A 24,643-nucleotide genomic window follows, 5' to 3' on the forward strand; every position below is an offset into this window, starting at 1 on the left:
CGCACAGGGGGTTCTGGGAAGCAGTGAGGTAACGCTACGGTTACGCCTTCTAAAGATATGTGGAGGTGTGATGCGGCGGGTTCAATACGAACGCAGCGGCGGTCCCGAGGTTTTGGAGCTCGTGTCGGCCGAGGTTCCGACGCCAGGGCCCGGCGAACTTCTGGTCAAGGTCGACGCGATCGGGGTGACCCTGCCGGTCGTGCGGAAGGTGCGCGAGCAGCGGGAACCGATCGCGCTCGGCGGCGAGGTCGCCGGTGAGGTCGTCGCGGTCGGTGAGGGCGTCGACGGATACGCGGAGGGCTACCGGGTCACCGGTCTGGTGTTCGGGCACGGTTACGCGGAGTACGCGCTGCTGTCCGCGGCGATGGCCTCGCCGATTCCCGACGGCGCCTCCGCGGTGGACGCGGTCGCGCTGGTGCGCAGCGGACTGGTCGCGCTCGGCGCGCTGGACGCGGCGAAGCCGCAGGAGGGCGAGACGGCGTTGATCACCGCCGCGGCCAGCGGTGTCGGGCATCTCGCCGTCCAGCTGGCGCGGGTGCGCGGCGCAGACCGGGTGATCGGCGCGGTCTCGCATTTGGACAAGGCCGAATTCGTCGCCGGGCTCGGCGCGGACGAGGTGCACGCCTACCGGCAGGAATCCTGGGGCGCGCCCGCCGATTACGCACTGGACGCGGTCGGTGGCGAACTGCTCGGGCCCGCGCTCGCCGCGGTCGCACCGGGCGGCAGGCTGGTCGCCTACAGCTCCGGCGGCGGCACCATCGAGGCATACGACCTGCTGGTCGGTGCGAAGTCGGTGATCGGGTTCCAGATGGCGCGCATCTTCAAGGGGCAGCCGGATCTGTACGAGCAGTGGCGCCAGGAACTGTGGCAGTACTTCGCCTCCGGTCAGCTGCGGCCCGCGGTGCACGCCGAGTTCGCGCTCGACGACGCGGCGCAGGCGCATCAGGTGGTCGAGTCACGCGCCAACCTCGGCAAGGTCGTGCTGATTCCCTGACCGCGCAGCCGCACAGTGTGTGCCGCGAGGCGCGCACATGCTGTGCGGCCGGTCCGGGTGACTGCGCCGGTCGGGTGGCCCTGCTCACCGCGTAGACTCCTCTACTCGTGAGCGAGCGAGCGAGCGAACCAATCAACACAGCGTCTGAGACGTACGCGGATGCCGAGCGAAGCGAGGCAGCCGCGTGAGTCTCACCCTCGGAATCGTCGGCCTGCCCAACGTCGGAAAGTCGACGCTGTTCAACGCACTGACCAAGAACGACGTGCTTGCCGCGAACTACCCGTTCGCGACCATCGAGCCGAACGTCGGCGTGGTCCCGCTGCCCGACCCGCGGCTGAATCAGCTGGCCGAGATCTTCGGTTCCGAGCGGATCGTGCCCGCCGTGGTGTCCTTCGTCGATATCGCGGGCATCGTGAAGGGCGCCTCCGAGGGCGCCGGGCTCGGCAACAAGTTCCTCGCGAACATTCGTGAGGCCGACGCCATCTGCCAGGTGGTCCGGGTGTTCGCCGACGACGACGTCATCCACGTCGACGGCAAGGTCGACCCGACCGCCGATATCGAGGTGATCGAGACCGAGCTGATCCTCGCCGACCTGCAGACCCTGGAAAAGGCGGTCCCGCGGTTCGAGAAGGAAGCCAAGATCAAGAAGGACCGCAAGCCGATCGCCGACGCCGCCAAGGCCGCGCAGGAGATCCTGAACGCGGGCACCACCCTGTTCGCGGCGGGCGCCAAGGTGGATACCGAACTGCTGAAAGAGCTTTCGCTGCTCACCACCAAGCCGTTCCTCTACGTCTTCAACGCCGACGAGTCGGTGCTCACCGACGAGGCGAAGGTCGCCGAGCTGAAAGCCGCTGTGGCGCCTGCCGATGCGGTCTTCCTCGACGCCAAGGTGGAGGCCGAACTGCTCGAGCTGGACGACGAGTCCGCACTCGAACTCCTCGAATCCATCGGCCAGACCGAGCCCGGCCTGCACGCACTCGCTCGCGCCGGCTTCCACACCCTCGGCCTGCAGACCTACCTCACCGCGGGCCCGAAAGAGGCCCGCGCCTGGACAATCCACCAGGGCGACACCGCCCCCAAGGCCGCGGGCGTCATCCACACCGACTTCGAACGCGGCTTCATCAAAGCCGAAATCGTCGCCTTCACCGACCTCGTCGACGCCGGCTCCATGTCCGCCGCCAAGGCCGCGGGCAAGGTCCGCATGGAAGGCAAGGATTACGTCATGGCGGACGGCGACGTAGTCGAGTTCCGCTTCAACGTGTAGTGATCGGCCGCTGGGAAGAGTAGATCTTCAGGTTTGGTTCCTTGGGGTTGTCGTTGTTGAACTGGGCGAGGTTGGCGGCGTTGGTGTCCGAGAGTTCCTGAGTCGGGGGTGCGAACAGGAAGCCGATCTGGGTTCGACCGAACTGCTGGTTGTCGGCCACGTAGTCGGCGAGGATCCGCTGAAAGTTGGCGAAAGCATCTGAATGGGTTGCCGCGGTAGCCAATTCGCCGGCGAGCACATAGGCGCCGATCAAGGCTTGTGAGGTGCCGCGACCAGAGGTCGGGGCGGCGCAGTAGGCGGCGTCACCGACCAGCGCGACTCGCCCGGTCGACCAGGACGCCAACTGGATCTGGGTCATCGCGTCGAAGTACAGGGCATCGGTCGTGCCGAGGCGTTCGAGGAGATTCGCTGCCTCCCACCCGACATCGCCCACATGGTCGGCGATGAATCGCTTCTGCTGCTGGATGCTCAGGTGCCGTGGAAGCTGTTCGGCGGCTTTGAAGATCAGGCCCGAGCGCAGCGCATTCTGGTCGTGGACGGTGAAAACGCTGACTCCTGCGCCGATGCCATCGGTACAGGCCATGCCCTCGTGCGAGAGCCCGAGATAGTTGTCGAGCCCGAAGAATGCCAGATAGCAACCCAGATACCGGGCGAACCTCGCCTCGGGGCCGAAGGACAGCGCACGTACCTCGGAGTGCACCCCGTCCGCACCTATCACCAGATCGAACCGCTCGGTCTCGGCGTGTTCGAAGCCGACCTCGACATGGTCGGGGTGCTGAGTGATCGTGGTGATCGAGTCGCCGAACCGGTATCGGACTCCGGCCTGTTCGCCGTGGTCGTGCTCGATCTGGATCAGTTCGTCGATAAGGATCTCGAGTGAGGACGGATCCTCATCGTTGGCCGTCAGGACCTGCCCGTACCGGTCGACCATGCTCATGCGTCGCCTATCGGTGTGGCGGGCCCGGACCGCGTCGAGGGCGCCCATGCGCTCGAGCACCGTCAACGCACCGCCCTGCACGTCGACCGGCTGACCTCCGGTGCGCAGGGAAGGCGATTTCTCCACCACCACTGTGTCGAATCCGTACCGTGCGAGCCAATACGCGGTCATCGATCCCGCGACACCGCCACCGGATACCAAGATCTTGCTCATGACACGCCGCCCTTCGTTGATTCGGTCAACTCGACATCAGGACCACGTGGACCACGTTAGGAGCAGCCTAGGTCAGTTTTGGTCCTAGGGTGCTCGGTGGATGTGCGGCCGTCCTGAGTCGCCTATCACCGCGCGAAGCGGGGGAGTCCGGGTGGGGCTCGTTTGTTGTGGCGTTCGTGATGGGATCGGTCTATGGAGCAGATCAACTTTCGGATTGCGACGATCGATGACCTTGCGGCGGTTGTGGGGATGCTCGCCGATGATGCGCTGGGCAGCGTTCGGGAGTCTCCGGATGATCTGGGGCCCTACCGGGCCGCTTTCGCCGAGATCGAGGGCGATCCGCGGCAGGAGTTGCTGGTCGCTGACTACGAAGGTGCTGTGGTGGGGACGGCGCAGTTGAGTTATCTGCCCGGACTGGCTCATCGAGGGGCGGAGCGGGCGCAGATCGAGTCGGTGCGGGTCGGGCGGGCGGTGCGTGGCACCGGGCTCGGGACTCGGCTGATCGAGGAGTGTGTGCGGCGGGCGCGTGAACGTGGTTGCGGGCTGGTGCAATTGACCTCGGACAAGAGCCGGGTGGACGCGCATCGCTTCTACGACAGGCTCGGATTCGAGGCCACGCATGTGGGTTACAAGCTGAAGCTGACGCCGTAGGGCTACTGGATGACTTCGGACGTCCAGTACTCGCGCAAGCCTGCGATCAGCTGGCCCTCGAATCGCAGGATCGCGACTTCGCGCATCCGCTTCCGGACGCCGTGGACGACGTCCACGAATCGCGCTTCCCATTCGGCGATCGCGACTTCGCCGTCGACATAGAGGCTCAGCAGGTCGCACTCGATATCGCGTTGCCCCTCGACAACTTTGGACTGCCAGTAGGCGCGGATGCCGTCCCTGTCCCGGATCGGGGCGGCGAGCACGCGCTCGTGGTAGGTGGCCGACTCCGTGAAGACGGTGACGATCAGCTCCGGGTCCTGAGTGGTCCACGCCCGAATGTAGGTTTCGACAGTCTCTCGGACGTGTTGCCTGGTCAGCGCCATCGCGCCTCCGTTCGGGTCGAGGGGCATCGCGTGTCGAGTGGAGCGTAGATCAGATCAGTGGTGGATCACCGCGCCGAGCCGGGGCAGGACGCGACGTTTCCAGCTGCGTTCGGTGGCGTTGCGGACCATCTTCTGGCGGCGGTCTTCGATGTCGAAACCGGTTTGTGTCAAGAGGAGCCGGGTGCCGCGGCCCTGGGGGCGCAGGGTCCAGTCGACGATCCATCGATGTTCGGCCGGTGAATAGGTCCAGCTGTAGGTCAGCTGTTCACACGGGTGGGCCGCCAGCACTTCACAGGCGATCCCATCGGTCGGTGCGGCCTGGGCGGTGAATTGGAAGCGGGTGCCCACCGAGGCGGCGAAGCCGGTCGGTCGAAGGAGCCAGCGCTCCAGCAGGTCCGGGTCCGTCAGTGCGTGCCAGACGGTGGCCGGTGGTTGTGGGAAGAAGCTGCCCAGTTCGACCGCGGCGGGATTCAGCTGGGGATCGGCGATCAATTCTCTTGGCCTTCCTTGAACTTCGCCTCCATTTCCGCGGCGAACGTGGGCGTTTCGGATTCCATCTTCTGGACGTAGGCGACCGCGTCGCCGACGGTGCGCAGGCTTGCCAGATCCTCGTCGGGGACCTTCACGCTGTATTTGTCTTCGAGCTGTACGGCGATTTCGACCAGTGAGAGTGAGTCGATGTCGAGATCGTCGACGAAGGACTTCTCGAAGGTCACCTCCGCGATGTCGATGCCGGTCACCTCCTCGATGATCTCCGCGATGCCTGCGACGATTTCTTCCTGCGTGGTAGTCACGAATCACCTTTCCTCGGTACCTCGTTCGATGTCGAGCGGGGCGTGTCAGTACGCTAAAAGCTCCACCGGGGTGGAGGTTCAAGGGTTTGTGACAGACGACACACGCGCGTCGATGAGCATCGGAGAGCTCGCGCGCAGCACCGGACTCGCGGTGCGAACGATCCGGTTCTATTGCGACGAGGGCATTCTGGAGTCGCACCGCAGCGCGGGCGGGCATCGGATGTTCGATGCCGAAAGCGCCACCGAGCGACTGCTGCTGGTCCGGCGATTGCGCGCGCTCGGTCTCGGTCTCGGATCGATCACCGACGTGCTGCACGGACAGTGCACGATCGCCGAGGCCATCGCCATTGAAAGTGCCCGCCTGGATCGCGAATTCAGGTCACTGTCCTGGCGGCGGGCGTCGCTCCGTGCGGTCGGGAGAGCCGAACCGGCGGAGCGGGCCGGGCGGCTCGCGCTGCTGGCCGCGGCACAGGACGGCGGTGCGGTGCACGAGTGCCTCGAACGGTTCTGGCGGCGCGTCCTCGCACCGATAGCCCGCCGCGACGTCGACGGCTGGCTGTCCTGGAATATCCCGGAGCCGCCCGCCGATCCGTCCGTTGATGAGGTCGTCGCCTATGCCGGACTGGCCGCTCTCGTCGCCGACTCCGACATGAACAGCGCTGTGCGACGGCAATTCTGGCGGTCTCGGCCGGAGCTGATCCGTGACGGCCAAGGGCTGTACGCCGACGTGGGCGACGTGATGGCGGATGTGGTGCCACTCGTCGCGAAAGGTGTAAAGCCGCACGGCGGTAGCGAACTCGCTCGATTCGTCGAGGCACACGCCCGCGCGCGAGGAGAACGCGATTCCCCGCGATTCCGCGAGCAGTTGCTGACCGACGCCACCGACGCCGACCCCCGAATACACCGCTACTGGGCGCTGACCGAGCAGCTCTTCGAAGACCGTGTAACCGTAGGCCGAGCGCACAACTGGATATACGACGCCCTGGCCGGTTCCACCGCCACTTGATGCCGAGACCTATGCCGAATCGATCCTTTACCGGTGTTCCCGGTTCGGGTTCACTCGGTAGATGGGGTGGATCTACATCGCTGTCGTCGCAGCATCCGCGATTATCGCGGCTGTCACCGAAAACCGATGGGCAGGACTAGTTTTCATCATTACCGGCGTGGTCGTACCCGTGATCGGCGGTGCCTGGTTCCTGTGGATCTCGCGGACAGGATCCACCGGGCGGTCATGGACGCTCCGATTCCCTTGGCCCGACCATAGCCACAAGCCCGACCACACCGGATACGGCACCATCGGCCACGGCCACAACAGCGGCGATGGCGGTTCCGGAACCAGCAGCTGACAAGGGCGTGCTGGTGAGCCGCACACCCGGTGCCCGAGGTGGATTAGGAGCGGAGTCTTTCAACTGGTTGACCGGTGACTTCCGCGATGAGCTCGAAGTCTTTGTCGGCGTGCAACACTGCGAGTTTTGCCTGCTCTGCGGTCGCTGCGATGAGCAGGTCGGGAATTGATGGTGCGCGGTGATGGCCGTGGTCCGCGAGCAGGCGTAGGACTTGGACCACTCGATCCTCGGACGCCGGTGTCAGGTATTCCACCGGCATGCGCGCCAGTGGCGGGAGGTCGAGGAGTTCGGCGAGGTCTGCTGTGGACCTGGCGGAGTAGCCGACTTCCAGCAAAGTGACCGTGGCGATGCGAACGAGGCCGCGCTCGATCCGCTCGGCCCATTCGTTCGCGTCAGGGGATCGGCCGAGCCGGACCAGGGCTGATTTGTCGATCAACCACGGGCGACCGCTCACGACCATGCTTGCCCCATGACGTCGGGGTTGTTCAGATCCTGTGCGAGTTCCCCGAGGCGGCTGAGATCGCGGGTCGTGACGGCGATGGCGGCGTTGGGCTACTTTGCCGCTGGCGTAGCCGCCGGTGCGGTGGACGTGGTTTCCGATGCCGCCGAGGTGGTGGCTGCCGGGGACGTCGTTGTTGTCGGCGCTGGGCTCGAGGTGGCTGCCGTGGTGGTCGGGGCGGCCGAGGTGGTGGCGGTGGGCTGGATCGGGGGCGGGCACTTGCCGTCGCGTTCGCCGATGATGTTGATCTCGGCGTTCGATCGGGGGTCGCCCGCGTAGTTGATCTGGTCCGTGCATTTGAGTGGGCCGCAGTTTTCGGTGGTGCAGTTGTCGAGTGGGCCAGTCTGGCCGCACCGGCCGGGGCCGCAGTTGTCGGTACCGCCGAGGTTGCCGCAGTTCTCGGTGCTGCAGTTATCTGTTCCGCCCTGCCTGCCCGGTTGCTGGGCGGCGGGACGTCCTGGATCGCCGGTCCATGTCTGTTCGCCCGGATTTCCCTGTGCCGCAGGAGAACTCGTAGGCGTCGCGGTCTTCGTCGCGGAGGCCGACGTCTTGGACACCGTGCTCGATGCCGAAGCGCCGGACCCCGCGTCCTTCGTCGAACATGCCCCCAGCATCAGCACCGCCGCCAGCACCGCCAGCAGCACCCCGAGCACCGTGCGCATCCGGCGCCCCGTCCACATCCTCCGCACCTTCTCCTCCTCCCGGCTGCCACAGCGCAGCTCCCAGAACCTATCCGGAGGTCAGGAGGAATCGTCGACGAGACATTCCACGGCTGGACGCGCCCGCGCCCGCTGTGCTATCGGCGGAATCGACTGAGCCCCACCGGAATTCCACGGGGCTCGGTCGACGCCCTACCGTGGTTGCTCCCACCACCGTGGACCACGGAGATGCTCCATCGCGTAGCGTCCCGCCCCGCCGTCCAGATAGGTATCGATTTCGGTGATATCGGTATCCATGGCGACGAATTCGATGAGCGCCGTCAGCACGTCGTAATTTTGGTCGACCTTGTAGTTCCGCGCGGTTTCGCCGCGCATCCCCGCCAGGATGTAATGACCGGCCCGTACCGGATCGAGGTCGCGCAATTCCGGGTGCCGGGCCTTCATACCGCTGAGGTAGTCGATGACGTCCTCGATCGGCTCGTGACCGGTGAACTTCTTCTCCATGACGCCCAAGAGGAACCCGCGAAACACGCCTTGAAGGGCGTCCGGCCCGGCGATGCTTCTGTCCGTCCGGATATCGCGGGCGGTTCTTCCCCGAAGAATATGGCGAACCATGCTCGGTAAGCCGCATTCATTCTGTTCTCGAGCTGTGGGTCGAGTCGCGGTGGATCGGTTGCCCATTCCGTGCTGGCCTGCAACTTCTGCAAGGGTAGAAACGATGATCTGTTCGAGTAATCCATTGCCCCGCCCAATGATTGGAGTCCGAACTCACCTGGAAGGTGGTGACTCCTATGGTAGGTCGGAAGTGAATTGTTCGAGGCCGGTGACGCGGAGGAGGTCGACGGCTGACGCGGTGGGGGTGCCCGGTGCGGCCGAGTGGACGACGACGGTCTGGTCGGCTTCGGGGACGAGCAGGGCGTCGCAGTCGAAGGTGAGGGTGCCCAAGGCGGGGTGGGCGATGGTCTTGGTCAGGCTGCGGACGCGGCCCGAGTGGCCGGTTCGCCACAGGTCGTCGAAACGGGAGCTGTTGGCGCGTAGTTCGGCGATCAGGCGAGTGAGCTCGGGGTCGTCCGGGTATCTGGACTTGGTCGAGCGCAGGCTGCCGACGCAGGCGGCGGCGTTGGCATCGTCTTCGTCCGCCGTCATGATCACGCGGTGCTGGCCGGTGCCGAGGAATCGCTGCCAGTGGATATTCCGCTGTGCGACCGGATATTCGGAGAAGTCGCCGAGCAGTGCCGCGGCGAGCGGATTCCAGGCCAGCACATCGGATTTGGCGGACAGCACCATGACCGGCAGGTCCGCCATGCGGTCGAGTAGGCGAATCACGCTGGGGCGGATCAGCATCTGGATGCGTCCGGCCTGCGGCGGTTCGGATCCGGCGAGCCGGAAGATCAGATCGCGGTCGGTGTCGGTCAGGCGCAGCGCCCTGGTCAGCGCGTTGAGTACCTGTACGGAGGGTTTGGGGCCGCGGCCCTGTTCCAGCCGGACGATGTAATCGACACTGAGCCCGGCCAATTGGGCGACCTCCTCGCGCCGCAGGCCGGGCACCTGCCTGCGGGATCCGGCGGGTAGACCGACCGCGCCGGGGCTGATGCGTGAGCGCGCGGTGCGCAGCACCGTGGCCAATTCGCTTCTGTCCACTTTTCCATCGTGCCGGATCACCGGCGCCGGGGGCTGGTACCGGCAGTCCCATGCCTCGAAGGCCCTGGAGCGGACGCGGAACGGGGATGAGACTGACGACCATGACGGAAGCGACGATTGCCCTGGTAACCGGGGCGAACAAGGGCCTCGGGCGCGAAACCGCGCGGCGCCTGGCCGGATTGGGCTGGGAGGTGTTCCTCGCGGCCCGCGACGCTGAGCGCGGCGCCGGTGCGGTGGCCGAGCTGGCCGAGGAAGGTGTGCACACGCGGTTCATCGCACTCGATGTGACCTCCGACGAATCCGTGGCCGCGGCGGCCGATGCGGTGAAGTCTCAGTTCGGCCGCCTCGACGTGCTGGTCAACAATGCCGGGATCGGCGGTCCACGCACCGATCCGGCCGATACCCGCCCCGATGATCTTCGAGAAGTATTCGAAACCAACGTCTTCGGCCAGGTGCGGGTGACCCATGCGTTTCTGCCGCTGCTGCGCGCGTCGGACCATCCGCGCATCGTCATGGTCTCCAGCGGCATCGGCTCGATCGCCGTCATCACCGATCCGAAGGTGAGGGATATCGTGCCGGTCGCGCTCGGCTACCCGACCACGAAGGCCGCGCTGAACATGCTGACGACGATGTACGCGGCCGCGCTGCCCGACATCAGGATCAATGCGGTGGATCCCGGCTACACGGCCACGGATATCAACGGACGCAGTGGTTTCCAGACCATCACCGAGGGCACCGATGCGATCGTGCGGATGGCCACCATCGCCCCGGACGGCCCCACCGGCGGATTCTTCGACAGGAATGGAACGATCTCATGGTGAACGGCGAGGCGGAGCAGCGGAATTCGAGCACCCTGCTGTCGATCGGACTGCATCCCAGCGCTCTCGACTACAGCAAGCATCCCGGCCTCGACGAGGCCACGCTCACCATCCGCATCGATGCGGCGGAGGCGACGCTGCGTGCGGCGGGATTCGACTTCGTATCCTGCCGAGTACCCGCCGATCCCGATGCGGCCGAGCGGAAGCTGCGCGAATCCATGGGCGGTGCGACGTTCCAGGTCGCGATGATCGGCGCGGCCGTGCGCATGGTCCCCGAGCACACCCTGCTGTTCGAACGCCTCGTGAACGTGCTCACCGAGCTCGCCCCCGGAATCCGCCTGTGCTTCAACACCTCTCCGGAATCGACGATCGACGCCATGCGCCGCTGGGTCCAGCCCGCGCTACAGGGTCCTGCGGCGGATGGTGGGGCGGCGTAGCGTCCCGAGGCTGCGGAGGATCCGCGGACGGCGGACGGTCCGGTCGAACCATTCACCGAGGGTGACGCCCGCCGCGAGCGCACAGCCGACACCGAAGGCGGCGAGCAGTTGGTTGGCGCCGATCAGGAGTTCGTCGTTGAGCAGTGCGTAGAGCCCCCGGTACACCTTGAGACCGGGTAACAGCGGCGTGATTCCGGCGACCGCGACGACGAGCGGCGGCGTGAGCGCACGGCGGGCGAGCAGACCACCGGCCAGGCCGACCAGGGTGGCCGCGACACCGGAGGACACCACCGGCCCGAATCCGGCCTCCTGCACCAGCAGATAGCAGATGATGCCGGTGGCGCCGCCGAACGCGGCCGCGGCAAGCGCCCGCCGCTCGGCGTAGCAGGCCAGTGCGAAGGTGAGTGCGGTAACGGCGCCCGCCACGACTTGGACCGGCAGATCGATGGCGCCGCGCCCCGAGGTCATTTCGATGGGCGGCACGGTGGCGCCTGCGATTTCGCCGACCCGCAGCGCCAGCGCGATCCCGGCGATGATGCCGCCGGTCATCATCATCACCTCGAGCATGCGCGCCGACGCGGTGATCGGCGCGCCGGTTATCGCGTCCTGCACCGCGCCGACCAGCTGTAATCCACTGAGCAGCACGGTGATTCCCGCGGCGATGATGAGCGTGGGATCGAGCCGGACGCCGAGCTGGTCGGCGAAGGTCGACAGCAGGATCGCCGGTGTCGCGGCGATCGCGCCGCCGACCATGTGCTGGAAGAAGAACGGCAGCCCGTACCGGTTCAGCACGCGATTGGTGCGGTCGATGGCGGCGGTGGCGACGAAGCTGATCGCCCCGATGATCACGCCGCCGCCGAGCAGCGCGGCGACGGCGGCGGCCATCAGTGACCACGCCACGGTCGCGGTCCACCGCGGGTAGGGATGCTCCCTGGTGACGATGGCGTCCAGCGTGGCGCGCGCCTCCTCCGGCGGCACCAGCTCTCTGCGGATGCGCCGGGTGAGGCGGTCGACCGCGGCGAGGCGGGTGAAGTCGAGCGATCGATGGTGGACCACCCGCATGGTGCTGGCGGGCGGCAGCATCTCGCCGCGGTCGGCCCAGATACGGATGGCGTCGTAGGTGACGTCGATATGGCAGCGCGACAGCCCGTAGGTCTCCGCGATGAACCGCACCTGGGTGGTGGTATCGATCACGCTGATCCCGGACGCCAGCACCACTTCGCCGACCCGCACGGCCAGTTCGAGCACCTCGGCGACCCTGGCATCGTCGGCGAGATCGATCGGGCGCACGGGCGCGGGCGCGGTGGTGATGGTGTCGGCGGTGGCCTGCCGGTGACCGGCGAGCAGGGCGACGACCGGACTCAGCAGCGGGATGTGCAGCGCGCGTTTGCGGCGCGGTCCGCGACGCACGTCACTCGCCGGATCCTCGACCAGCCCTCCCGAAAATTCGCCACTCACCATGTGAGTCGAACCTAGTCACTCTCTGCCGCCGCGCGCATCCCGACTGGTCGCGACGCGCAAATCAGTAGGGGGTCGCCCGCAGTTCGTTGTGGAGGATGCGGGCCGCCTTCGCCATGATCGCCTCCGCGCCGGGCTGGACGGCGGCGGCGACGCTCGATTCGGTGAGCGCGGCGACGGCGAGCGCCTGTCCGTCGGCGTGCTCGACCACGCCGACCTCGTGGCGCAGGTTGAGCAGCGTGCCGGTCTTCGACGACCAGCGCGACGCGTCGGAGGCGAAATCGGGGGTGAGGCGCTGGCGGATCACGTTGTCCGCCATCAGTTCCCGTACCCTGGCCGCGGCCGTCGGCTCGATCGTGGTCGGCCGCCACAGGCCGTGCAGCAGATCGATGAGCGCGCGGGCCGAGCCGGTGTTGGCGCGGCTGATGTCGAGCTGGGGCACCGGATGCCCGTTGCCCGCAGTCCCCGCCTCGATCGCGAGTGTGTGCGCCAGATGCGCCTGTGCCCGGTCGAACCGTTCGACCGGCGTCTCGGTGAGGTCGCGCATGAGATGGCGCACCGCGATGTCGTGGTAGCCGAGTCGGCGCAGTTCAGCGGTCACCGCATGGGGCGGGGTGCGGGAGAACAGCGCGTCCGCGGCGATGCTGTCGCTTACCGCGATGCTCAGGTAGAGCAGGTCGTCGAGCGCGACGGTGGCGGGATACCGGAACTTGCTGAGGCCGTTGGGTCCCGGCGTGGTGGTGATGCGGCCGGGTCGCAATGTGATCGGTGTCGCCGGGTCGAGCTCGCCGCGGGCGATCCGCTCCAGCGTCGCCACCGCGAGCGGAACCTTGACCAGTGAGGAGATCGGCCACTCGACATCGGCGTCGATGCCGAGTTCGTCGCCGGTGTCGAGGTCGCGGACCAGGAACGAGCCGCGTAATCCCGCGGCGCGCAGTTCGTCGCGCGCGGCGTTCAATGCCGTCGTCATCCCCATGTCAGCTGCCTTCCGGTGTGCCGAGGCAGCGCGCGATCGCCGCCGATGACAGTGTCCGCACGCGTTCGGCGTCCTCGCGGTGCGCGGCTGCGATGTCGTAGCCGCGGGCGAGCTCCAGCTCGCCGATCGGCCGCCAGTGCATGCCGAGCTCATCGGCCTGCTTCGGCGAACAGAGCAGCAGATCACCAGATTCGAGCACCTCTGCGGCGGCGGTGACCAGGGAAGCGCCGACGAAGACCTGCACCGGTTGCAGGCCGAGTGCGTCGCGCAGTCGCGTGATCCGATCCCGGATGTGCGGCACGTCGTCTTCGGGCTGGAGCGCGATGCGGCGCCTGCGGGTATCGCGCTCGGCGCGGCCCGCACGCAATGTCTCCAGATAGAGCGGTGTGCCGTACGGTCCGCCGGTATCGGCGATGCCCAGTGGAACACGCCAGCTGCCCTGGTCGGGCGGTACCGAGACCAGGGCGGCGTGCACCTCCTGGGTGCGCACCAGTTCCGCGCGCTCGCCAGGTGTGGCCATGCGCAGTTCGAGAGGCACGCCGCGCTGACGGCTGTCCGCGACGAGCCGTGCGCGCAGCAGCGTGCCGCCGGTATCCGGAATCGCGAGGCGGAAGGGGCGCATTTTGGCGTGTGCGGCCGTGCGCTCCATCGTCTCGGCCAGCTCGACCAGACGCCGGGCCGATGGCAGCATCTCGCGCCCGAATGGCGTCAAAGTGGCGCTGCGCGAAGTTCTTTCGAGCAGTCGCGTACCGAATCGCTGCTCCAGCGCCGCGATGCGGCGGCTGGCGACGGACTGGGGGATGCGCGCCACGGCGGCGCCCGCGGTGAAACTGCCGTGGCCACTGACCGCGACGAACGCTTTACATGCGGCAACTAGATCCACAGCGGCGCAGCCTATGCCAATTCGGCATTGATCACCACCTATCTGTCTTGGACGGCATCCATGGACCGATGCGAGGCTCGGTCCCGACGACGGAGCTAACCCACGAGAGGTACGACATGACTCGTTCTGCCGGAATCGACCGGGGGCGTCGCGCGCTGCTGAGCCTCGCCCTGCTTGCCCCGCTGGCGGCCTGTGCGAAGCCTGCCGCGCCGGTGCTCGCGCCGACGCAGCCCGTCCCGACGCCGGAGGCTGCGGCTCGCTTCGCCGAGCTCGAACGCCGATTCGATGCCCGCCTAGGGGTGTTCGCGGTCGCGACCGGATCGGGTGCGATGCTCGCGTATCGCGCGGATGAGCGCTTCGCCTTCTGTTCCACCTTCAAGGCGCTCGCCGCGGCTGCGGTGCTGGCTCGAAACCCGATATCGCACTTGGAAACTCGTGTGTGGTTCACCGATGCGGACATCACCACCTTCGCGCCGGTCACCAAGGAGCGGGTCGGCACGGGGATGACGCTCGGCGAACTGTGCGCGGCCGCGGTCAGTTACAGCGACAGTACGGCGGGCAATCTGCTGCTCGACGATGTCGGCGGGACTGCCGGATTCAACGAATTCCTGCGCGGCCTCGGCGATCAGGTCGGCAGGCTGGACCACTACGAGCCCGAACTCAACACCATGGCCCCCGGCGACGACGCCGACACCACCAGCCCACGGGCGATCGCCACCGACTATCGAGCGCTGGTTCTCGGCACCGCGCTGGCCGAGGACAAGCGGGCGCTGCTGGCCGATCTGCTCGTGCGCAGCGTCACCGGCGCCAAGCGCATCAAGGCCGGTGTGCCGGCGGGGTGGACAGTGGCGGGCAAGACCGGCACCGGAAGCTACGGGCGCGCCAACGACGTCGCGATCGTCACGCCGCCGTCGGGGGCGCCGCTTGTCCTGGCGATCATGTCGGATCGGGCGGGCGGATACGACGCGCAACCCAGCGAGGAGCTGATCGCGGAAGCGGCGAAATACCTTGTCGCCACCCTGCATTGAGCCCGGTCAGCCCGCGGCGCGATAGATGCCGGGGGTGATGCCGTAGCAGCGCCGGAACCAGCGGGTGAGGTGGGCCTGATCGGCGAAGCCCGTTGCGGCGGCGGCCTCGCTGACCGCATGCCCCGCCGCGATCAGCCCGCGTGCGGCCCGCAGGCGCAGCAGCCGCTGGTAATCGCTTGGCGCCAGGCCGAATTCGGCACGGAAGGCGCGGTACAGCGCGAAGCGGCTGCATTCGGTGAGCCGCGACAGGTCGTCCATCGACAGCGGCTCGAGATAGCGGTCGTCGAGTCCGGCGCGCACGCGCTGTGCGACATCGGTTCCCGCGCCGCTCGGCGCGGTGCGGGTCAGCGGCGGCCGGGCGCCGCGGTGCACCATCGCCGAAACCGTCGCGGCCAGCGCCTCGTCCACCGCGAGCGGCGCGGCGGGCCCGGTGAGGGCCGCGTACAACCGGCGCAGCGCCGAGGAGAGCAGCGAATCGGGCAGCACCGGTTCGGTGAACAGCGGCGGTCCGGCCGGCCTGCCCGCCTGATCCGACAGCAGTTCGGTCACCAGCCCGGTGCCGATGTGCACGATCGAATAGGTGAATCCGAGCTCGTCGCAGCTGTGACCGTCGTGCGGCTCGTCGGGATTGAACGCCATCACCATGCCCGCCGCGCTGAGCCGTGACGCGCCCCGGCAGTCGAATTCCTGTGCCCCGAATTCGGTGAACCCGAACGAATACGTCTCATGGCTGTGCGGATGGTAGATGTGCCCCTCGAAGTGGGCTCGCATCACCTCCACCGGATGATCCGGCAGCCTGCGATAGGTCACCCACTCGCGTTGCTTCACCTGTCCATTGTCCGCGCACCGGCGTTCGATGCCCGCGGGCGGGCCGTGCCGAGGTTCTGGCTCGGGTGCCTGCCGCACCGGAGTTGCCCGGTGTGCGCTGGTCCGGGCTCGACGTCGGTGTCTGGCTCGATCGGACCTATCTCGGCGTGCTGCCTACCGCCCTTGCCTACGTCCACCGTTGCCGCGCCGTCGGCCGGGTCGGGCCAGCCGCCGCGGCCTCGGTGATAATTCTGGTACCCGCATTCGAATCGGCTGTGCCTGGGGCCTGCTCGGCGAATCCATCGTCCCTATTCAGGCCGTCGGCGCGGCATCGGCGGTCGCGGGCGCCCGGCCCAGCGGCCGCCGTAATCGCGTTGCTCCCAGCCATTCTGGGCGGGCTGAGCGGCCGACGCGGGGCCGAGCAACGGTTTTCCCTCGTCCCGCCGTTAGCGAACCGCAACCTTCTTCTGGGACACGGACGTAGCAAACCAATCGGTCAGTGGCAAAATAGCTTCCATGACCTCATCGCGAATGCCGATCGCCGCCACCTCGGGCAGAGACGTTGCCGCGCTTGTCGACCTGAGCACGGCACACCACAACACCACGTTCAGCCTGTCGTTCAAGCTTTCCGAGGTGTGTGGCCGCCTCGGGGTCGACGAAGCCGAATTCCGCGCGCGGACTGCCGAACTCACCGCAAACCGGTAAAACCGGTCAGCGTCGCCGTGCCGCGAGGCGCGGTGAAAAGTCCGATCAGACCGGCGATATCACGGTGAGCGCCGTCACCGTCACGGTGGCGCTTCCGGCTTGTCCCCGCGCCATTTTCCGCCCGCGACCTGGCGATCGCTCGACGGTAGCGGGTGGTTCCGGCTTCGCTTCGCGGGCGATTTCGGTGGCGATTTCGGGCGACGCTGGCGGCGAGTCCATCGCGGGTTGTCCGTGGAGTACGAGCGCGCCACCGGGTTGACGAGCAACGTCTGCCGCTGGCGCGGGTTCATCTGGCCCGGCCGCGCAGCAGCGGTGGGCGTGTGCGTCGCAAGGCCGTGGTGCACTCCAGGCCGATCGCGCCCGACGAGTGGGTGTGGATCGGCGACAAAGGGTGTGGAGCTTGTCCGAATCACGGGCGAGCGCGCGCCGGTCCGGGATCTCGCGCCGGTGCGGCGGAGATCATAAAGTGGCGGGGTGAATTCCGGGCGGACAACGGTCGACGGGCGTTTCGAGTTGATCGAACCACTCGGCAGCGGCGGTATGGGGACGGTGTGGCGGGCCTACGACACCGCGCTGCAGCGTGAGGTGGCGCTGAAGGAGGTGCGGGCGGCCGAGCAGGACGGCGGCAGCTCGCCCGAGATACAGCGGGAACGGGTGCTGCGCGAGGCCAGGGCGCTGGCGAGGATCGGGCACCCGAATGTGGTGGCGATCCACCACATCGTGGATACCTCCGATGAGACGCACCCGTGGATCGTGATGGAGTTGGTGCGCGGCCGGACCCTCTCCGACTACCTGGCCGCGGGGCCGATCGCCCCGGCGCAGGCGGCGCGGCTCGGGCTCGGCATCCTCGCCGCGCTGCGCGCCGCGCACGCGGTCGGGATTTTGCACCGCGACGTCAAACCCGCGAATGTGCTGCTGCGCGAGGACGGTTCGCCGGTGCTGACCGACTTCGGCATCGCGGCGATCAGCGGAGCGAACAGCCTCACCTCGACCGGCAGCGTGGTCGGTTCGCTGGAATACGTTGCGCCGGAACGCCTCACCGGGCAGGAGGGACATTCGGCATCGGATCTGTGGTCGCTCGGCCTCGTGCTGTTCGTCGCGGTGGAGGGCTACCAGCCGATGCGCCGCGACACCTCCGTCGCCACCCTGGCCGCCGTCCTGCGCGGCGAAGTCCCGCCGCCACGCCACGCGGGCCCGCTGACACCCACCTTGCAGGCCTTGCTCATTCCCGACCCCAACCGTCGCCCCACCGCCGACCACCTGCAATGGATGCTCACCCAGGCCGCCAATGCGCCGGGTCAATTCGGCGCACCTGCCCCATCGGGTGGAAGCGGCCTCGATATCTCCGGTGGAGGTGGCGCCCCCAGCTTCGATGGGACCACCGCGGCGGGTGGAGTCGCGGCGGGCACACCCGAAGGGGGGAGCGCATTCGGCGCGAATGCCGGGCCCGGTGTGCGCGGCGGCGTCGCGTTCGTGGCACCTTCGATCTCGAGTGGCAGTGGGCCGGATGCACACGGTGGGGGTGGTGCATTCAGCGGAAATGTCGGACCGGGTGCGCATAGTGGAGTTGGTGCGCCCGACCTATCCGGCGGGAGTTTCGCGCCCGGTGGGTTCGGTGGCCCCGGCGGCCTCGGTGACATGGATCGGCCGGGGGCAACAGGTGTGGCCGCGGGTGGTTCAGGCAAGCGGAGGGTGCGCAGGCGGTCGCGCGGGATGGTCGTCGAGATTGCGGCGATCGCAGTCGTCATCGCGGTGGTGGTCGGTGTGGTGGTGTGGCGGTCGAGCGGGAATCAGGCGACCGATCCCGGTGCGGCGGGCCGACCCTCTGGCGCGCAGACCGTTCCGGGAACGGCGGGCAGGCCGCCCGGCACCCCCGCTCCCGCCGCACCGACGGGGGATCTGCTGACACCGGACGGTTTCCGGAAGGCGATCGCGGCACTGGAAAAGGTCTCGGGCGGACAGGAATTCACCGAAGCGACGTTCTATTCGACCTATGTCAACGCCGGAGCTCCGGTTAAAGGGCAGCCGAAGATCTACGACGAGTTCGTCTTCCGCAACGGCGTCGGCAGCCGCAAGGGGCCGGGCGGTCAGGTCACCGGTGCCAAGACGGTGCAGCTGAGCTCGATCAACTGGGACATCCTGCCCGACCTGTTCCGCAAGGCGGATGAGCTGCTCAATATTCCGAAACCGACTCTGCGCTATGTGATCGTCAATCCGGCGTGGCCCTTCAACAGTGACAAGCCGACCCTGCTGGTGTACCTGACCGATGAGTACGGCGGTGCCTATTTGGCCGCCGACACCGACGGTTCCGTGGTGCGGACGTATCCGCGGGAACGCTGACCGCGGTTACTCGATCGGCTCCAGCGCCGCGCCCGCGAAGATGACGAAATCCTGGCCGTCGACGAACAAGTCGGCGGTCTCCTCGCCGATATAGAGATCGATGTGGTGCGGGCCGCCGAGGCCGGGGAGGAATTCGTCACCGATGGTCCACTCGGCGGCCTTGAATCTGTCGCAGGCCTCGGGATTCTGGATGTCGACGATGCCGCAGTCGGCGAGCCGCAGCCTGGTGCCGCGGCCGAGCCCGTCGGCGGCGGCGCTGCGGTAGGGCTGCAGCACCTCGCCCGCGGCGTCGCGCGGCTCGGAGTCGAGCCAGAAGCCGATGTCGTAGGACCAGTTCAGGTATCGGCCCGTGTACTCGCCCTCGGTGATCCGGCCGGTGCCCTCGTCGCGCACCGCATCGACGAAATCATCGGGCAGCACCCCGATTTCGGCGTTGGCGTCGGTGCAGTCGAAATCGGCGCAGCCGCGCACGATTTCCCCCGGCCCGCGGTAGAACGACTGAACCGCCGTGTAATACACGGTGACCGTCCAGTCGTTCCACTCGTTCTCGCCCGCCCCTGGCTCACACGCCACCGCTAGAAACGACGCGGCAAGCAACCCCACACCGAACCTCACGTCATGATCGTACGGTGCCCGCCACCGCGGTGTCGGCACGGAAATCCGACGCGTGCGCGGCCGCCCATTCGGCGAACGTACGTGGCGCCCTACCGGTTACGCGCTCGATTGTCGGGTGGACGACCGAGGTGAACGCCTCGAGCGCGTCCGCGCGCAGCGCCATGATGGCGTCGGCGAGTTCGGCGGGCACGCCGTGCTCGAGTAGCGCATGACGAGCTTGGGCCGGTGTCACTTCGACATAGCGCAGCGGGCGATCGAGTACCTCGGCGAGGATCGCGGTCTGCTCGCCCGGCGTGAGCGGCTGCGGCCCGCTGAGCGTGTAGATCTGCCCCTCGTGTCCCTCGGTGGTGAGCGCGGCGGCCGCGACGGCGGCGATATCGCGCGGGTCGACCACGGCGATGCGGCCCTGGCCGAATGCCGCGTACACGGTGCCCTGCTCGCGGATGGTGCCAGCCCAGTGCAGCGCGTTGGACATGAATCCCAAGGGGCGCACCATCGTCCACGGCACGCCCGCCGCGCGCACCGCCGCTTCACCCGCGCGATGCCAGGCGGGAATGGGGTCGGTGGCGGTGGCGTCACCGGCACGTCCCGAGGACAGCTTGACCACTCGCGCGACGCCCGCATCGGCGGCGGCCTGCGCGAAGGCCGTGTCGTACTCCGGAATTCCCGGGCCGCTCGTCAGCAGGAAGACGCGATCGACGCCGCGCATCGCGTCGGCCGTGCTCGCCGGATCGGTGCGATCCACCCCGACGACATCGACGCCGTGCGGCAGTTGTGCCCTTGCGGGCTCGCGGGTGACGGCCCTGACCCGCTCGCCGGCGACGAGTAGTTGATCGATGAGCAGGCGGCCGACGGTTCCGGTGGCTCCGGTCACGAGAATCATTGCGGTGCTTTCTGTTCGGTATTCGAGGTGAGCCGGTCGGCCCGGACTCAGCTTGTGTCGCCCCTGACGGATGTTCCAGCTACTGGATGGAAATGGTGGATATTTTCCACAGCACGCGGCAATGTGAAGAAAATGACCATGCTCGACGAGGTGGACCGCGGCCTGATCCACGCGCTGCATATCGACGGCCGCGCGCCGTTCGGCCGGATCGCCGCCGTGCTCGGTGTGTCCACCCAAACCGTCGCGCGCCGCTATCGCCGTTTACGCGCGGCGGCGGGGCTGCGGGTGGTCGGCCTCGCCGATGCGTCGCGCGCCGATCGGGCGCAGTGGCTGGTCCGGCTGACCACGACGACCGCTGCCGCACGGAATCTGGCGCAGGCGCTGGCCCGCCGATCCGATACGTCCTGGGTGAAACTCACCTCCGGCGGCACCGAAATCGTGTTCATCGTCGACGTGCCCTTGGGCGCCGACCCGTCCAAATCGCTACTGCTGCACGATATTCCGCGTACCGCCGGGGTAACCGGAGTCTCGGCCCACCTGGTACTGCACCGCTATCGCGGCGGGCCGATGGCGTGGCACGGGCACATCGACGCACTCGACGAGGCGCAGTACCGGGAATTGACCCGGACTCGGTCCGACGCGATCGGGCGCCCGGCAACATCAGCGGGTGATCTCCTTGCCGGGCAACGGCCAGGAGCAACCGCGCGTGCCGACGCCGAGGCGGCGGGGGCGCTGCTGGCGGCGCTCGGCCGGGATGGTCGCGCGACCCTCGCCGACCTCGCCGCGGCGACCGGCTGGTCCCAGGCGACCGTCGCGCGCCGGTTGGCGCAACTGCGCGCGAGCGGCGAACTCTTCTTCGACGTCGAATTCGACGACGCACTGTTCGGCGTGGAAATCCGTGCGCTGCTGTGGATGTCGGTGGCTCCGGCGCGGCTGGACGCCGTCGCTACCGCGCTTGCCGGTCATCGCGAGCTGGCCTTCGTCGTCGCGACCACCGGATCCACCAACCTGGTCGCCCAGGCGATGTGCCCGAATCCGGCCGCGCTGCACCGCTATCTCACCGACCGCCTCGGCGCGCTGACCGGCATTGCCGCGCTGACGACGACGCCGGTGCTCGTCACGGTGAAGGCGGCGGCTCCGGCGGCCGTGGCCACGGGTTCTGTTCCTTCTGCTCGATCGACTCGTTGAAGCGGGCGACGAGCCTGCTCAGCTGTGCGACATCGTCGGGTGACCATTCGGCCACCACGGCGCCGATCCCCTCGTGGCTCTGGGTGCGGTCCGCGGCGACCAGTTCGAGGCCCTTGGCGCTGGCGCGGATCTTGCGTGCCACGCCGCCGTCCGGATCCGCGACGCGTTCCACCAGGCCTTGCTTCAGCATGGCCCCGACTTGGCGGTTGATCGTCGAGATGTCGAGCTGGAACGCCTCGGACAGTTCGCGCAGGCTCAGCGGCGCGTCGATCTCCAGCCGGGTGAGCAGCAGGTAGGCGGACCGGTCGAGCTGAAAGCCGGGGCGGCGTAGCACCGACGCGGGGAAGTGCCGGGAGAGCAGGGTCAACTCGAAGACGAGGCGGGAGAACGCCGCGCTGTCTGGGGGACCGGGTGCTGGCATGGGGGACACTATGTCGCCTTAATCACGGTCATAGCAAATTGTGTACGATACACATGCTGTGTAGCGTGCACATTTGTGACTGTTGCTGCCGACGTGTCTTCTACCGTCTCTGGTACCGACGACCGGCGCAAGACCGCGCCGGCCCTGCTCATCGCGACCCTCGGCATGGTCGGTGTCGTCGTCTCGCTCATGCAGACCCTGGTCATCCCGATCATTCCGACCCTGCCCCACCTGCTGAACACCTCGGCGTCCAACGCCTCGTGGGTGGTCACCGCGACCCTGCTCGCCGGCGCCGTCGCGACGCCGATCAGCGGCCGCCTCGGCGACATGCTCGGCAAGCGCCGGGTGCTGTTCGCCAACCTGCTGCTGCTCGTCGCGGGCTCGGTCGTCGCCGCGAGCTTCTCCTCGCTGGTGCCCGAGATCATCGGCCGCTCGCTGCAGGGCGCCGCCGTCGGCGCGATCCCGCTGGGCATCAGCATCATGCGCGACGAACTGCCCGCCGAGAAGGTGGGCGGGGCGATGGCGATCATGAGCGCGACCCTCGGTGTCGGTGGCGCGCTCGGCCTGCCGCTCGCCGCGGTGATCGCACAGAACGCGGACTGGCACATGCTGTTCTGGACCGCCGCGGGCATGGGCATCGTCTGTGCCGTACTGGTTTTCGTGTTCGTGCCGGAATCGCCGGTGCGCACCCCCGCGAAGTTCGATTTCGGTGGCGCCGTCGGCCTTTCGATCGCGCTGCTCGCCCTGCTCATCCCGATCACCAAGGGCGCGGACTGGGGTTGGGCCAGCGCGAGCACCCTCGGCCTGTTCGGCCTTTCCGTCGTGGTGTTCCTGATCTGGGGCTTCTTCGAGCTGCGCCAGCGTTCGCCGCTGGTCGACCTGCGGGTCTCGGCGCGGCCGCGGGTGCTGTTCACCAACTTCGCCTCGATCGCGGTCGGCTTCGCGCTCTACGGCATGTCGCTGACCTTCCCGCAGCTGCTGATGGCGCCGGAGAAGACCGGATACGGTTTCGGCCTGTCCATGGTCAACGCCGGATTGGCGCTGGCGCCAACCGGTTTCGTGATGATCCTGCTCTCGCCGGTGTCGGCGAAGCTGTCCGCCGCGCGCGGTCCGAAGCTCACCCTCGCGCTCGGTTCCGCGGTCATCGCCGCCGGTTACCTGTGCGCCGTGGTGCTGATGAACAGCGTCTGGGAGATCATGGTCGCGTCGATGATCATCGCGGGCGGCATCGGCCTGGCGTACGCGGCGATGCCCGCGCTGATCATGGGTGCGGTGCCGGTCACCGAGACCGCGGCGGCCAACGGACTGAACTCGCTGATGCGCTCCATCGGCACCTCGACCTCGTCCGCCGTGATGGCCGTGGTTCTGGCGCATATGACCATGCAGCTCGGCCCGTATGTGTTCCCGTCGCGGGACGGCTTCCACACCACCTTCCTCATCGCGACGGCCGCCGCCGTGGTGGCGATCCTGCTGACCGTGTGCATTCCGAAGCACAAGTCGGCCGACGCCGCCGAAACCGGCGGTCACGACTGAACTTCGGGCACTGCCTGATCATCGAGCAACGGCGCTCGAACGGCCTCGGGGCCGACTCTCAACGGCGAGGGTCGGCCCCGATTTCGTTGTGCCTCTAGGAGACTCCGGCGGCAAAGGCGGTGAATCGCTCGGTGATCCTGTCCGGGAATTCGCCGTTGATCGCGTGCGAGGCGTCCGGCCACAGCTCGACCTGAGCGCCGGGAATAGTGCGCGCGGCCGCCGCGGCGCGCTCGGCATTGTGGATGATGCTGCGCCCGGCCACGATCGCGAGCACCGGTACCTTGATGGCCGCGAGCTCGGCCGCGCTCGGCCGGGTCGGCGTCGGCTGTGCCGAGTGGAAGTCCCGCATGGCGGAGGCGATCAGCCGCGCCTCGGGTACCGAATCGTCGGCCTTGGCGCCACCGGAGATCCAGCTGAGCAGCCAGTGCCGTATCGACATCGGGAGACCGGGGATCACACTGCCGAGCGAGATCGCGATCATCTTCCAGGTAATCGGTGCAAGGGTGTTCGCGGGATCCAGCAGCGTCACCGATGCGGCGCGGTCGGGTCGGTGGATGGCCACCTGCGTGGCCAGCCAGCCGCCGATGCTCACGCCGAGCAGATGCGCGCGCTCGAGCCCGAGTCCGTCGAGCGCCTCGGCCACCCACTGTGCCTGATCGCTCGGTGTGACAAGCGGTTTGCGCTGCGTGCTCGCGCCGGGCTCGCCGATGCTGTCGATAGACCACACCCGGTGCCCGGCGATCAGCCCGGGGAGATTCGACGCCCACATCGGCGTCGAAGCCTGCCTGCCGGAGAGCAGTACCACGGGGATCGCGTCCTTGTCGCCGAAGCGATATCCGCGCACCGGCCCGAATGATGTTTGTACGGCGACTGTTTCGGACCGTGGCGGCAGTTGCGCCATCCCGTCGCGGTAGGCGGCGGCGAACTGTTCGAAGCCCGCCCGGTTGGCGAAATACCCCACCTTCTCGGCGGGCTTGCCGATATTCGGTTCGAGGAAGAACTCGTCGTCGGTCATGAGTGCAGGGTATGCGCGAGTCGCCACACCGTGCCGCCCCATGGTTCCGGGGGATTGTGCGACCGCGCCGCCCACCTCTATGCGTGGAGCGCGCGTGTCCAGTGGACAGTGCGTGCGCGGCAATGGAATCGACGCGTGTGGCGACCTGAATCGGC

28 protein-coding genes are annotated in these 24,643 nt (G+C 67.8%); 12 read left to right on the forward strand and 16 right to left on the reverse strand.

Going from position 1 to position 24,643, the window contains the following annotated elements:
* Positions 1 to 70: 70 nt before the first annotated feature.
* Both ACIG5A_RS32195 and ychF read left to right on the forward strand, forming a co-directional pair.
* Positions 71 to 994: a zinc-binding alcohol dehydrogenase family protein gene (locus ACIG5A_RS32195; RefSeq protein WP_397246973.1), complete on the forward strand. Its 924-nt coding sequence runs from the start codon at positions 71 to 73 to the stop codon at positions 992 to 994.
* Positions 995 to 1,178: 184 nt separating this feature from the next.
* Entirely contained in the window at positions 1,179 to 2,258 is a 1,080-nt protein-coding gene (gene ychF / locus ACIG5A_RS32200; protein WP_397246975.1) for a redox-regulated ATPase YchF, read from the forward strand.
* On the opposite strand, the gene ACIG5A_RS32205 is transcribed toward ychF, so the two are convergent.
* The gene (locus ACIG5A_RS32205) at positions 2,248 to 3,408 is read right to left on the reverse strand and encodes an FAD-dependent monooxygenase (protein ID WP_397246977.1); all 1,161 of its coding nucleotides are present in this window, start codon (positions 3,406 to 3,408) and stop codon (positions 2,248 to 2,250) included. The two genes, ychF and ACIG5A_RS32205, sit on opposite strands and share 11 nt — an antisense overlap.
* 192 nt (positions 3,409 to 3,600) lie before the next feature.
* Here ACIG5A_RS32205 and ACIG5A_RS32210 point away from each other — a divergent pair, with 192 nt between their 5' ends.
* The gene (locus ACIG5A_RS32210) at positions 3,601 to 4,059 is read left to right on the forward strand and encodes a GNAT family N-acetyltransferase (protein ID WP_397246980.1); all 459 of its coding nucleotides are present in this window, start codon (positions 3,601 to 3,603) and stop codon (positions 4,057 to 4,059) included.
* 2 nt (positions 4,060 to 4,061) lie between these two features.
* Here the strand turns inward: ACIG5A_RS32210 and ACIG5A_RS32215 are convergent, their stop codons facing one another.
* The 3 genes from ACIG5A_RS32215 to acpM are packed head-to-tail and all read right to left on the reverse strand — an operon-like array spanning position 4,062 to position 5,236.
* A complete protein-coding gene (locus ACIG5A_RS32215) occupies positions 4,062 to 4,442 on the reverse strand; it encodes a nuclear transport factor 2 family protein (protein ID WP_397246983.1) in 381 nt (126 codons plus the stop codon).
* A gap of 54 nt (positions 4,443 to 4,496) precedes the next feature.
* Complete coding sequence (locus tag ACIG5A_RS32220) at positions 4,497 to 4,934, reverse strand: SRPBCC domain-containing protein (RefSeq protein WP_397246985.1); 438 nt, start codon at positions 4,932 to 4,934, stop codon at positions 4,497 to 4,499.
* A complete protein-coding gene (gene acpM, locus ACIG5A_RS32225) occupies positions 4,931 to 5,236 on the reverse strand; it encodes a meromycolate extension acyl carrier protein AcpM (protein ID WP_397246987.1) in 306 nt (101 codons plus the stop codon). Before acpM ends, ACIG5A_RS32220 begins: the two co-directional genes overlap by 4 nt.
* A gap of 112 nt (positions 5,237 to 5,348) precedes the next feature.
* Here acpM and ACIG5A_RS32230 point away from each other — a divergent pair, with 112 nt between their 5' ends.
* Complete coding sequence (locus ACIG5A_RS32230; protein ID WP_397246989.1) at positions 5,349 to 6,242, forward strand: MerR family transcriptional regulator; 894 nt, start codon at positions 5,349 to 5,351, stop codon at positions 6,240 to 6,242.
* Positions 6,243 to 6,303: 61 nt separating this feature from the next.
* Positions 6,304 to 6,582 (forward strand): hypothetical protein, encoded by a 279-nt coding sequence (locus tag ACIG5A_RS32235; RefSeq protein WP_397246991.1) that lies wholly within the window; start codon positions 6,304 to 6,306, stop codon positions 6,580 to 6,582.
* 43 nt (positions 6,583 to 6,625) lie between these two features.
* Here the strand turns inward: ACIG5A_RS32235 and ACIG5A_RS32240 are convergent, their stop codons facing one another.
* The 4 genes from ACIG5A_RS32240 to ACIG5A_RS32255 form a co-directional block, all read right to left on the reverse strand.
* Complete coding sequence (locus ACIG5A_RS32240) at positions 6,626 to 7,042, reverse strand: PIN domain nuclease (RefSeq protein ID WP_397246993.1); 417 nt, start codon at positions 7,040 to 7,042, stop codon at positions 6,626 to 6,628.
* Positions 7,043 to 7,134: 92 nt separating this feature from the next.
* A complete protein-coding gene (locus ACIG5A_RS32245) occupies positions 7,135 to 7,761 on the reverse strand; it encodes a hypothetical protein (RefSeq protein ID WP_397246995.1) in 627 nt (208 codons plus the stop codon).
* A gap of 171 nt (positions 7,762 to 7,932) precedes the next feature.
* Positions 7,933 to 8,244 (reverse strand): hypothetical protein, encoded by a 312-nt coding sequence (locus ACIG5A_RS32250; RefSeq protein ID WP_397246998.1) that lies wholly within the window; start codon positions 8,242 to 8,244, stop codon positions 7,933 to 7,935.
* 285 nt (positions 8,245 to 8,529) lie between these two features.
* Positions 8,530 to 9,381, reverse strand: coding sequence for a helix-turn-helix transcriptional regulator (locus ACIG5A_RS32255; RefSeq protein WP_397247000.1), 852 nt, complete (start codon positions 9,379 to 9,381; stop codon positions 8,530 to 8,532).
* A 101-nt stretch (positions 9,382 to 9,482) separates the two neighbouring features.
* Between ACIG5A_RS32255 and ACIG5A_RS32260 the strand changes: the two genes are divergently transcribed.
* Both ACIG5A_RS32260 and ACIG5A_RS32265 read left to right on the forward strand, forming a co-directional pair.
* Complete coding sequence (locus ACIG5A_RS32260) at positions 9,483 to 10,202, forward strand: SDR family oxidoreductase (protein ID WP_397247002.1); 720 nt, start codon at positions 9,483 to 9,485, stop codon at positions 10,200 to 10,202.
* On the forward strand, positions 10,196 to 10,636 hold the full coding sequence (locus ACIG5A_RS32265) for a hypothetical protein (RefSeq protein ID WP_397247004.1): 441 nt from the start codon (positions 10,196 to 10,198) through the stop codon (positions 10,634 to 10,636). The genes ACIG5A_RS32260 and ACIG5A_RS32265 overlap by 7 nt, the downstream gene beginning before the upstream one ends.
* Here ACIG5A_RS32265 and ACIG5A_RS32270 read toward each other — a convergent pair.
* The 3 genes from ACIG5A_RS32270 to ACIG5A_RS32280 all read right to left on the reverse strand — a co-directional run bounded on the left by ACIG5A_RS32270 (position 10,601) and on the right by ACIG5A_RS32280 (position 13,953).
* A complete protein-coding gene (locus ACIG5A_RS32270; protein ID WP_397247979.1) occupies positions 10,601 to 12,010 on the reverse strand; it encodes a threonine/serine exporter ThrE family protein in 1,410 nt (469 codons plus the stop codon). The two genes, ACIG5A_RS32265 and ACIG5A_RS32270, sit on opposite strands and share 36 nt — an antisense overlap.
* 148 nt (positions 12,011 to 12,158) lie before the next feature.
* The gene (locus ACIG5A_RS32275) at positions 12,159 to 13,070 is read right to left on the reverse strand and encodes a serine hydrolase (protein ID WP_397247007.1); all 912 of its coding nucleotides are present in this window, start codon (positions 13,068 to 13,070) and stop codon (positions 12,159 to 12,161) included.
* A gap of 1 nt (position 13,071) precedes the next feature.
* The gene (locus ACIG5A_RS32280; protein ID WP_397247009.1) at positions 13,072 to 13,953 is read right to left on the reverse strand and encodes a LysR family transcriptional regulator; all 882 of its coding nucleotides are present in this window, start codon (positions 13,951 to 13,953) and stop codon (positions 13,072 to 13,074) included.
* Between the two features lie 116 nt (positions 13,954 to 14,069).
* Between ACIG5A_RS32280 and bla the strand changes: the two genes are divergently transcribed.
* Entirely contained in the window at positions 14,070 to 14,981 is a 912-nt protein-coding gene (bla, locus tag ACIG5A_RS32285; RefSeq protein ID WP_397247012.1) for a class A beta-lactamase, read from the forward strand.
* Positions 14,982 to 14,987: 6 nt separating this feature from the next.
* Here the strand turns inward: bla and ACIG5A_RS32290 are convergent, their stop codons facing one another.
* Positions 14,988 to 15,809, reverse strand: a complete 822-nt coding sequence (locus ACIG5A_RS32290) for an AraC family transcriptional regulator (RefSeq protein ID WP_397247014.1) — start codon at positions 15,807 to 15,809, stop codon at positions 14,988 to 14,990.
* A gap of 495 nt (positions 15,810 to 16,304) precedes the next feature.
* On the opposite strand from ACIG5A_RS32290, the gene ACIG5A_RS32295 reads away from it, so the two are divergent.
* Positions 16,305 to 16,493: a hypothetical protein gene (locus ACIG5A_RS32295; protein ID WP_397247017.1), complete on the forward strand. Its 189-nt coding sequence runs from the start codon at positions 16,305 to 16,307 to the stop codon at positions 16,491 to 16,493.
* Between the two features lie 474 nt (positions 16,494 to 16,967).
* The gene (locus tag ACIG5A_RS32300) at positions 16,968 to 18,833 is read left to right on the forward strand and encodes a serine/threonine-protein kinase (RefSeq protein WP_397247019.1); all 1,866 of its coding nucleotides are present in this window, start codon (positions 16,968 to 16,970) and stop codon (positions 18,831 to 18,833) included.
* 6 nt (positions 18,834 to 18,839) lie between these two features.
* Here ACIG5A_RS32300 and ACIG5A_RS32305 read toward each other — a convergent pair whose 3' ends face one another.
* Complete coding sequence (locus ACIG5A_RS32305; RefSeq protein ID WP_397247021.1) at positions 18,840 to 19,448, reverse strand: hypothetical protein; 609 nt, start codon at positions 19,446 to 19,448, stop codon at positions 18,840 to 18,842.
* Between the two features lies 1 nt (position 19,449).
* Positions 19,450 to 20,331, reverse strand: a complete 882-nt coding sequence (locus ACIG5A_RS32310; RefSeq protein WP_397247023.1) for an NAD(P)H-binding protein — start codon at positions 20,329 to 20,331, stop codon at positions 19,450 to 19,452.
* Between the two features lie 132 nt (positions 20,332 to 20,463).
* On the opposite strand from ACIG5A_RS32310, the gene ACIG5A_RS32315 reads away from it, so the two are divergent.
* On the forward strand, positions 20,464 to 21,519 hold the full coding sequence (locus ACIG5A_RS32315; RefSeq protein ID WP_397247025.1) for an Lrp/AsnC family transcriptional regulator: 1,056 nt from the start codon (positions 20,464 to 20,466) through the stop codon (positions 21,517 to 21,519).
* Here the strand turns inward: ACIG5A_RS32315 and ACIG5A_RS32320 are convergent.
* A complete protein-coding gene (locus ACIG5A_RS32320) occupies positions 21,449 to 21,940 on the reverse strand; it encodes a MarR family winged helix-turn-helix transcriptional regulator (RefSeq protein WP_397247028.1) in 492 nt (163 codons plus the stop codon). The two genes, ACIG5A_RS32315 and ACIG5A_RS32320, sit on opposite strands and share 71 nt — an antisense overlap.
* 75 nt (positions 21,941 to 22,015) lie before the next feature.
* Here ACIG5A_RS32320 and ACIG5A_RS32325 point away from each other — a divergent pair, with 75 nt between their 5' ends.
* Complete coding sequence (locus ACIG5A_RS32325) at positions 22,016 to 23,473, forward strand: MFS transporter (protein WP_397247030.1); 1,458 nt, start codon at positions 22,016 to 22,018, stop codon at positions 23,471 to 23,473.
* A gap of 94 nt (positions 23,474 to 23,567) precedes the next feature.
* On the opposite strand, the gene ACIG5A_RS32330 is transcribed toward ACIG5A_RS32325, so the two are convergent.
* Positions 23,568 to 24,488 carry an alpha/beta fold hydrolase gene (locus tag ACIG5A_RS32330; RefSeq protein ID WP_397247033.1) on the reverse strand — a complete coding sequence of 307 codons (921 nt, stop codon included), beginning with the start codon at positions 24,486 to 24,488 and terminating at the stop codon, positions 23,568 to 23,570.
* Positions 24,489 to 24,643 lie beyond the last annotated feature (155 nt).

Origin of the sequence: Nocardia sp. NPDC052566, assembly GCF_044547285.1 — a bacterium.
In the GTDB taxonomy this organism is placed as follows: Bacteria; Actinomycetota; Actinomycetes; order Mycobacteriales; family Mycobacteriaceae; genus Nocardia.

Excerpts from the sequence above, each read along its gene's own strand:
- ACIG5A_RS32195 (WP_397246973.1), top strand. The coding sequence starts at position 71 with ATGCGGCGGGTTCAATACGAACGCAGCGGCGGTCCCGAGGTTTTGGAG.
- ACIG5A_RS32205 (WP_397246977.1), bottom strand. The coding sequence starts at position 3,408 with ATGAGCAAGATCTTGGTATCCGGTGGCGGTGTCGCGGGATCGATGACC.
- ACIG5A_RS32210 (WP_397246980.1), top strand. The coding sequence starts at position 3,601 with ATGGAGCAGATCAACTTTCGGATTGCGACGATCGATGACCTTGCGGCG.
- ACIG5A_RS32215 (WP_397246983.1), bottom strand. The coding sequence starts at position 4,442 with ATGGCGCTGACCAGGCAACACGTCCGAGAGACTGTCGAAACCTACATT.
- ACIG5A_RS32230 (WP_397246989.1), top strand. The coding sequence starts at position 5,349 with ATGAGCATCGGAGAGCTCGCGCGCAGCACCGGACTCGCGGTGCGAACG.
- ACIG5A_RS32235 (WP_397246991.1), top strand. The coding sequence starts at position 6,304 with ATGGGGTGGATCTACATCGCTGTCGTCGCAGCATCCGCGATTATCGCG.
- ACIG5A_RS32240 (WP_397246993.1), bottom strand. The coding sequence starts at position 7,042 with ATGGTCGTGAGCGGTCGCCCGTGGTTGATCGACAAATCAGCCCTGGTC.
- ACIG5A_RS32245 (WP_397246995.1), bottom strand. The coding sequence starts at position 7,761 with ATGTGGACGGGGCGCCGGATGCGCACGGTGCTCGGGGTGCTGCTGGCG.
- ACIG5A_RS32250 (WP_397246998.1), bottom strand. The coding sequence starts at position 8,244 with ATGGAGAAGAAGTTCACCGGTCACGAGCCGATCGAGGACGTCATCGAC.
- ACIG5A_RS32260 (WP_397247002.1), top strand. The coding sequence starts at position 9,483 with ATGACGGAAGCGACGATTGCCCTGGTAACCGGGGCGAACAAGGGCCTC.
- ACIG5A_RS32265 (WP_397247004.1), top strand. The coding sequence starts at position 10,196 with ATGGTGAACGGCGAGGCGGAGCAGCGGAATTCGAGCACCCTGCTGTCG.
- ACIG5A_RS32275 (WP_397247007.1), bottom strand. The coding sequence starts at position 13,070 with ATGGGGATGACGACGGCATTGAACGCCGCGCGCGACGAACTGCGCGCC.
- bla (WP_397247012.1), top strand. The coding sequence starts at position 14,070 with ATGACTCGTTCTGCCGGAATCGACCGGGGGCGTCGCGCGCTGCTGAGC.
- ACIG5A_RS32295 (WP_397247017.1), top strand. The coding sequence starts at position 16,305 with ATGACCTCATCGCGAATGCCGATCGCCGCCACCTCGGGCAGAGACGTT.
- ACIG5A_RS32310 (WP_397247023.1), bottom strand. The coding sequence starts at position 20,331 with ATGATTCTCGTGACCGGAGCCACCGGAACCGTCGGCCGCCTGCTCATC.
- ACIG5A_RS32315 (WP_397247025.1), top strand. The coding sequence starts at position 20,464 with ATGACCATGCTCGACGAGGTGGACCGCGGCCTGATCCACGCGCTGCAT.
- ACIG5A_RS32320 (WP_397247028.1), bottom strand. The coding sequence starts at position 21,940 with ATGCCAGCACCCGGTCCCCCAGACAGCGCGGCGTTCTCCCGCCTCGTC.
- ACIG5A_RS32330 (WP_397247033.1), bottom strand. The coding sequence starts at position 24,488 with ATGACCGACGACGAGTTCTTCCTCGAACCGAATATCGGCAAGCCCGCC.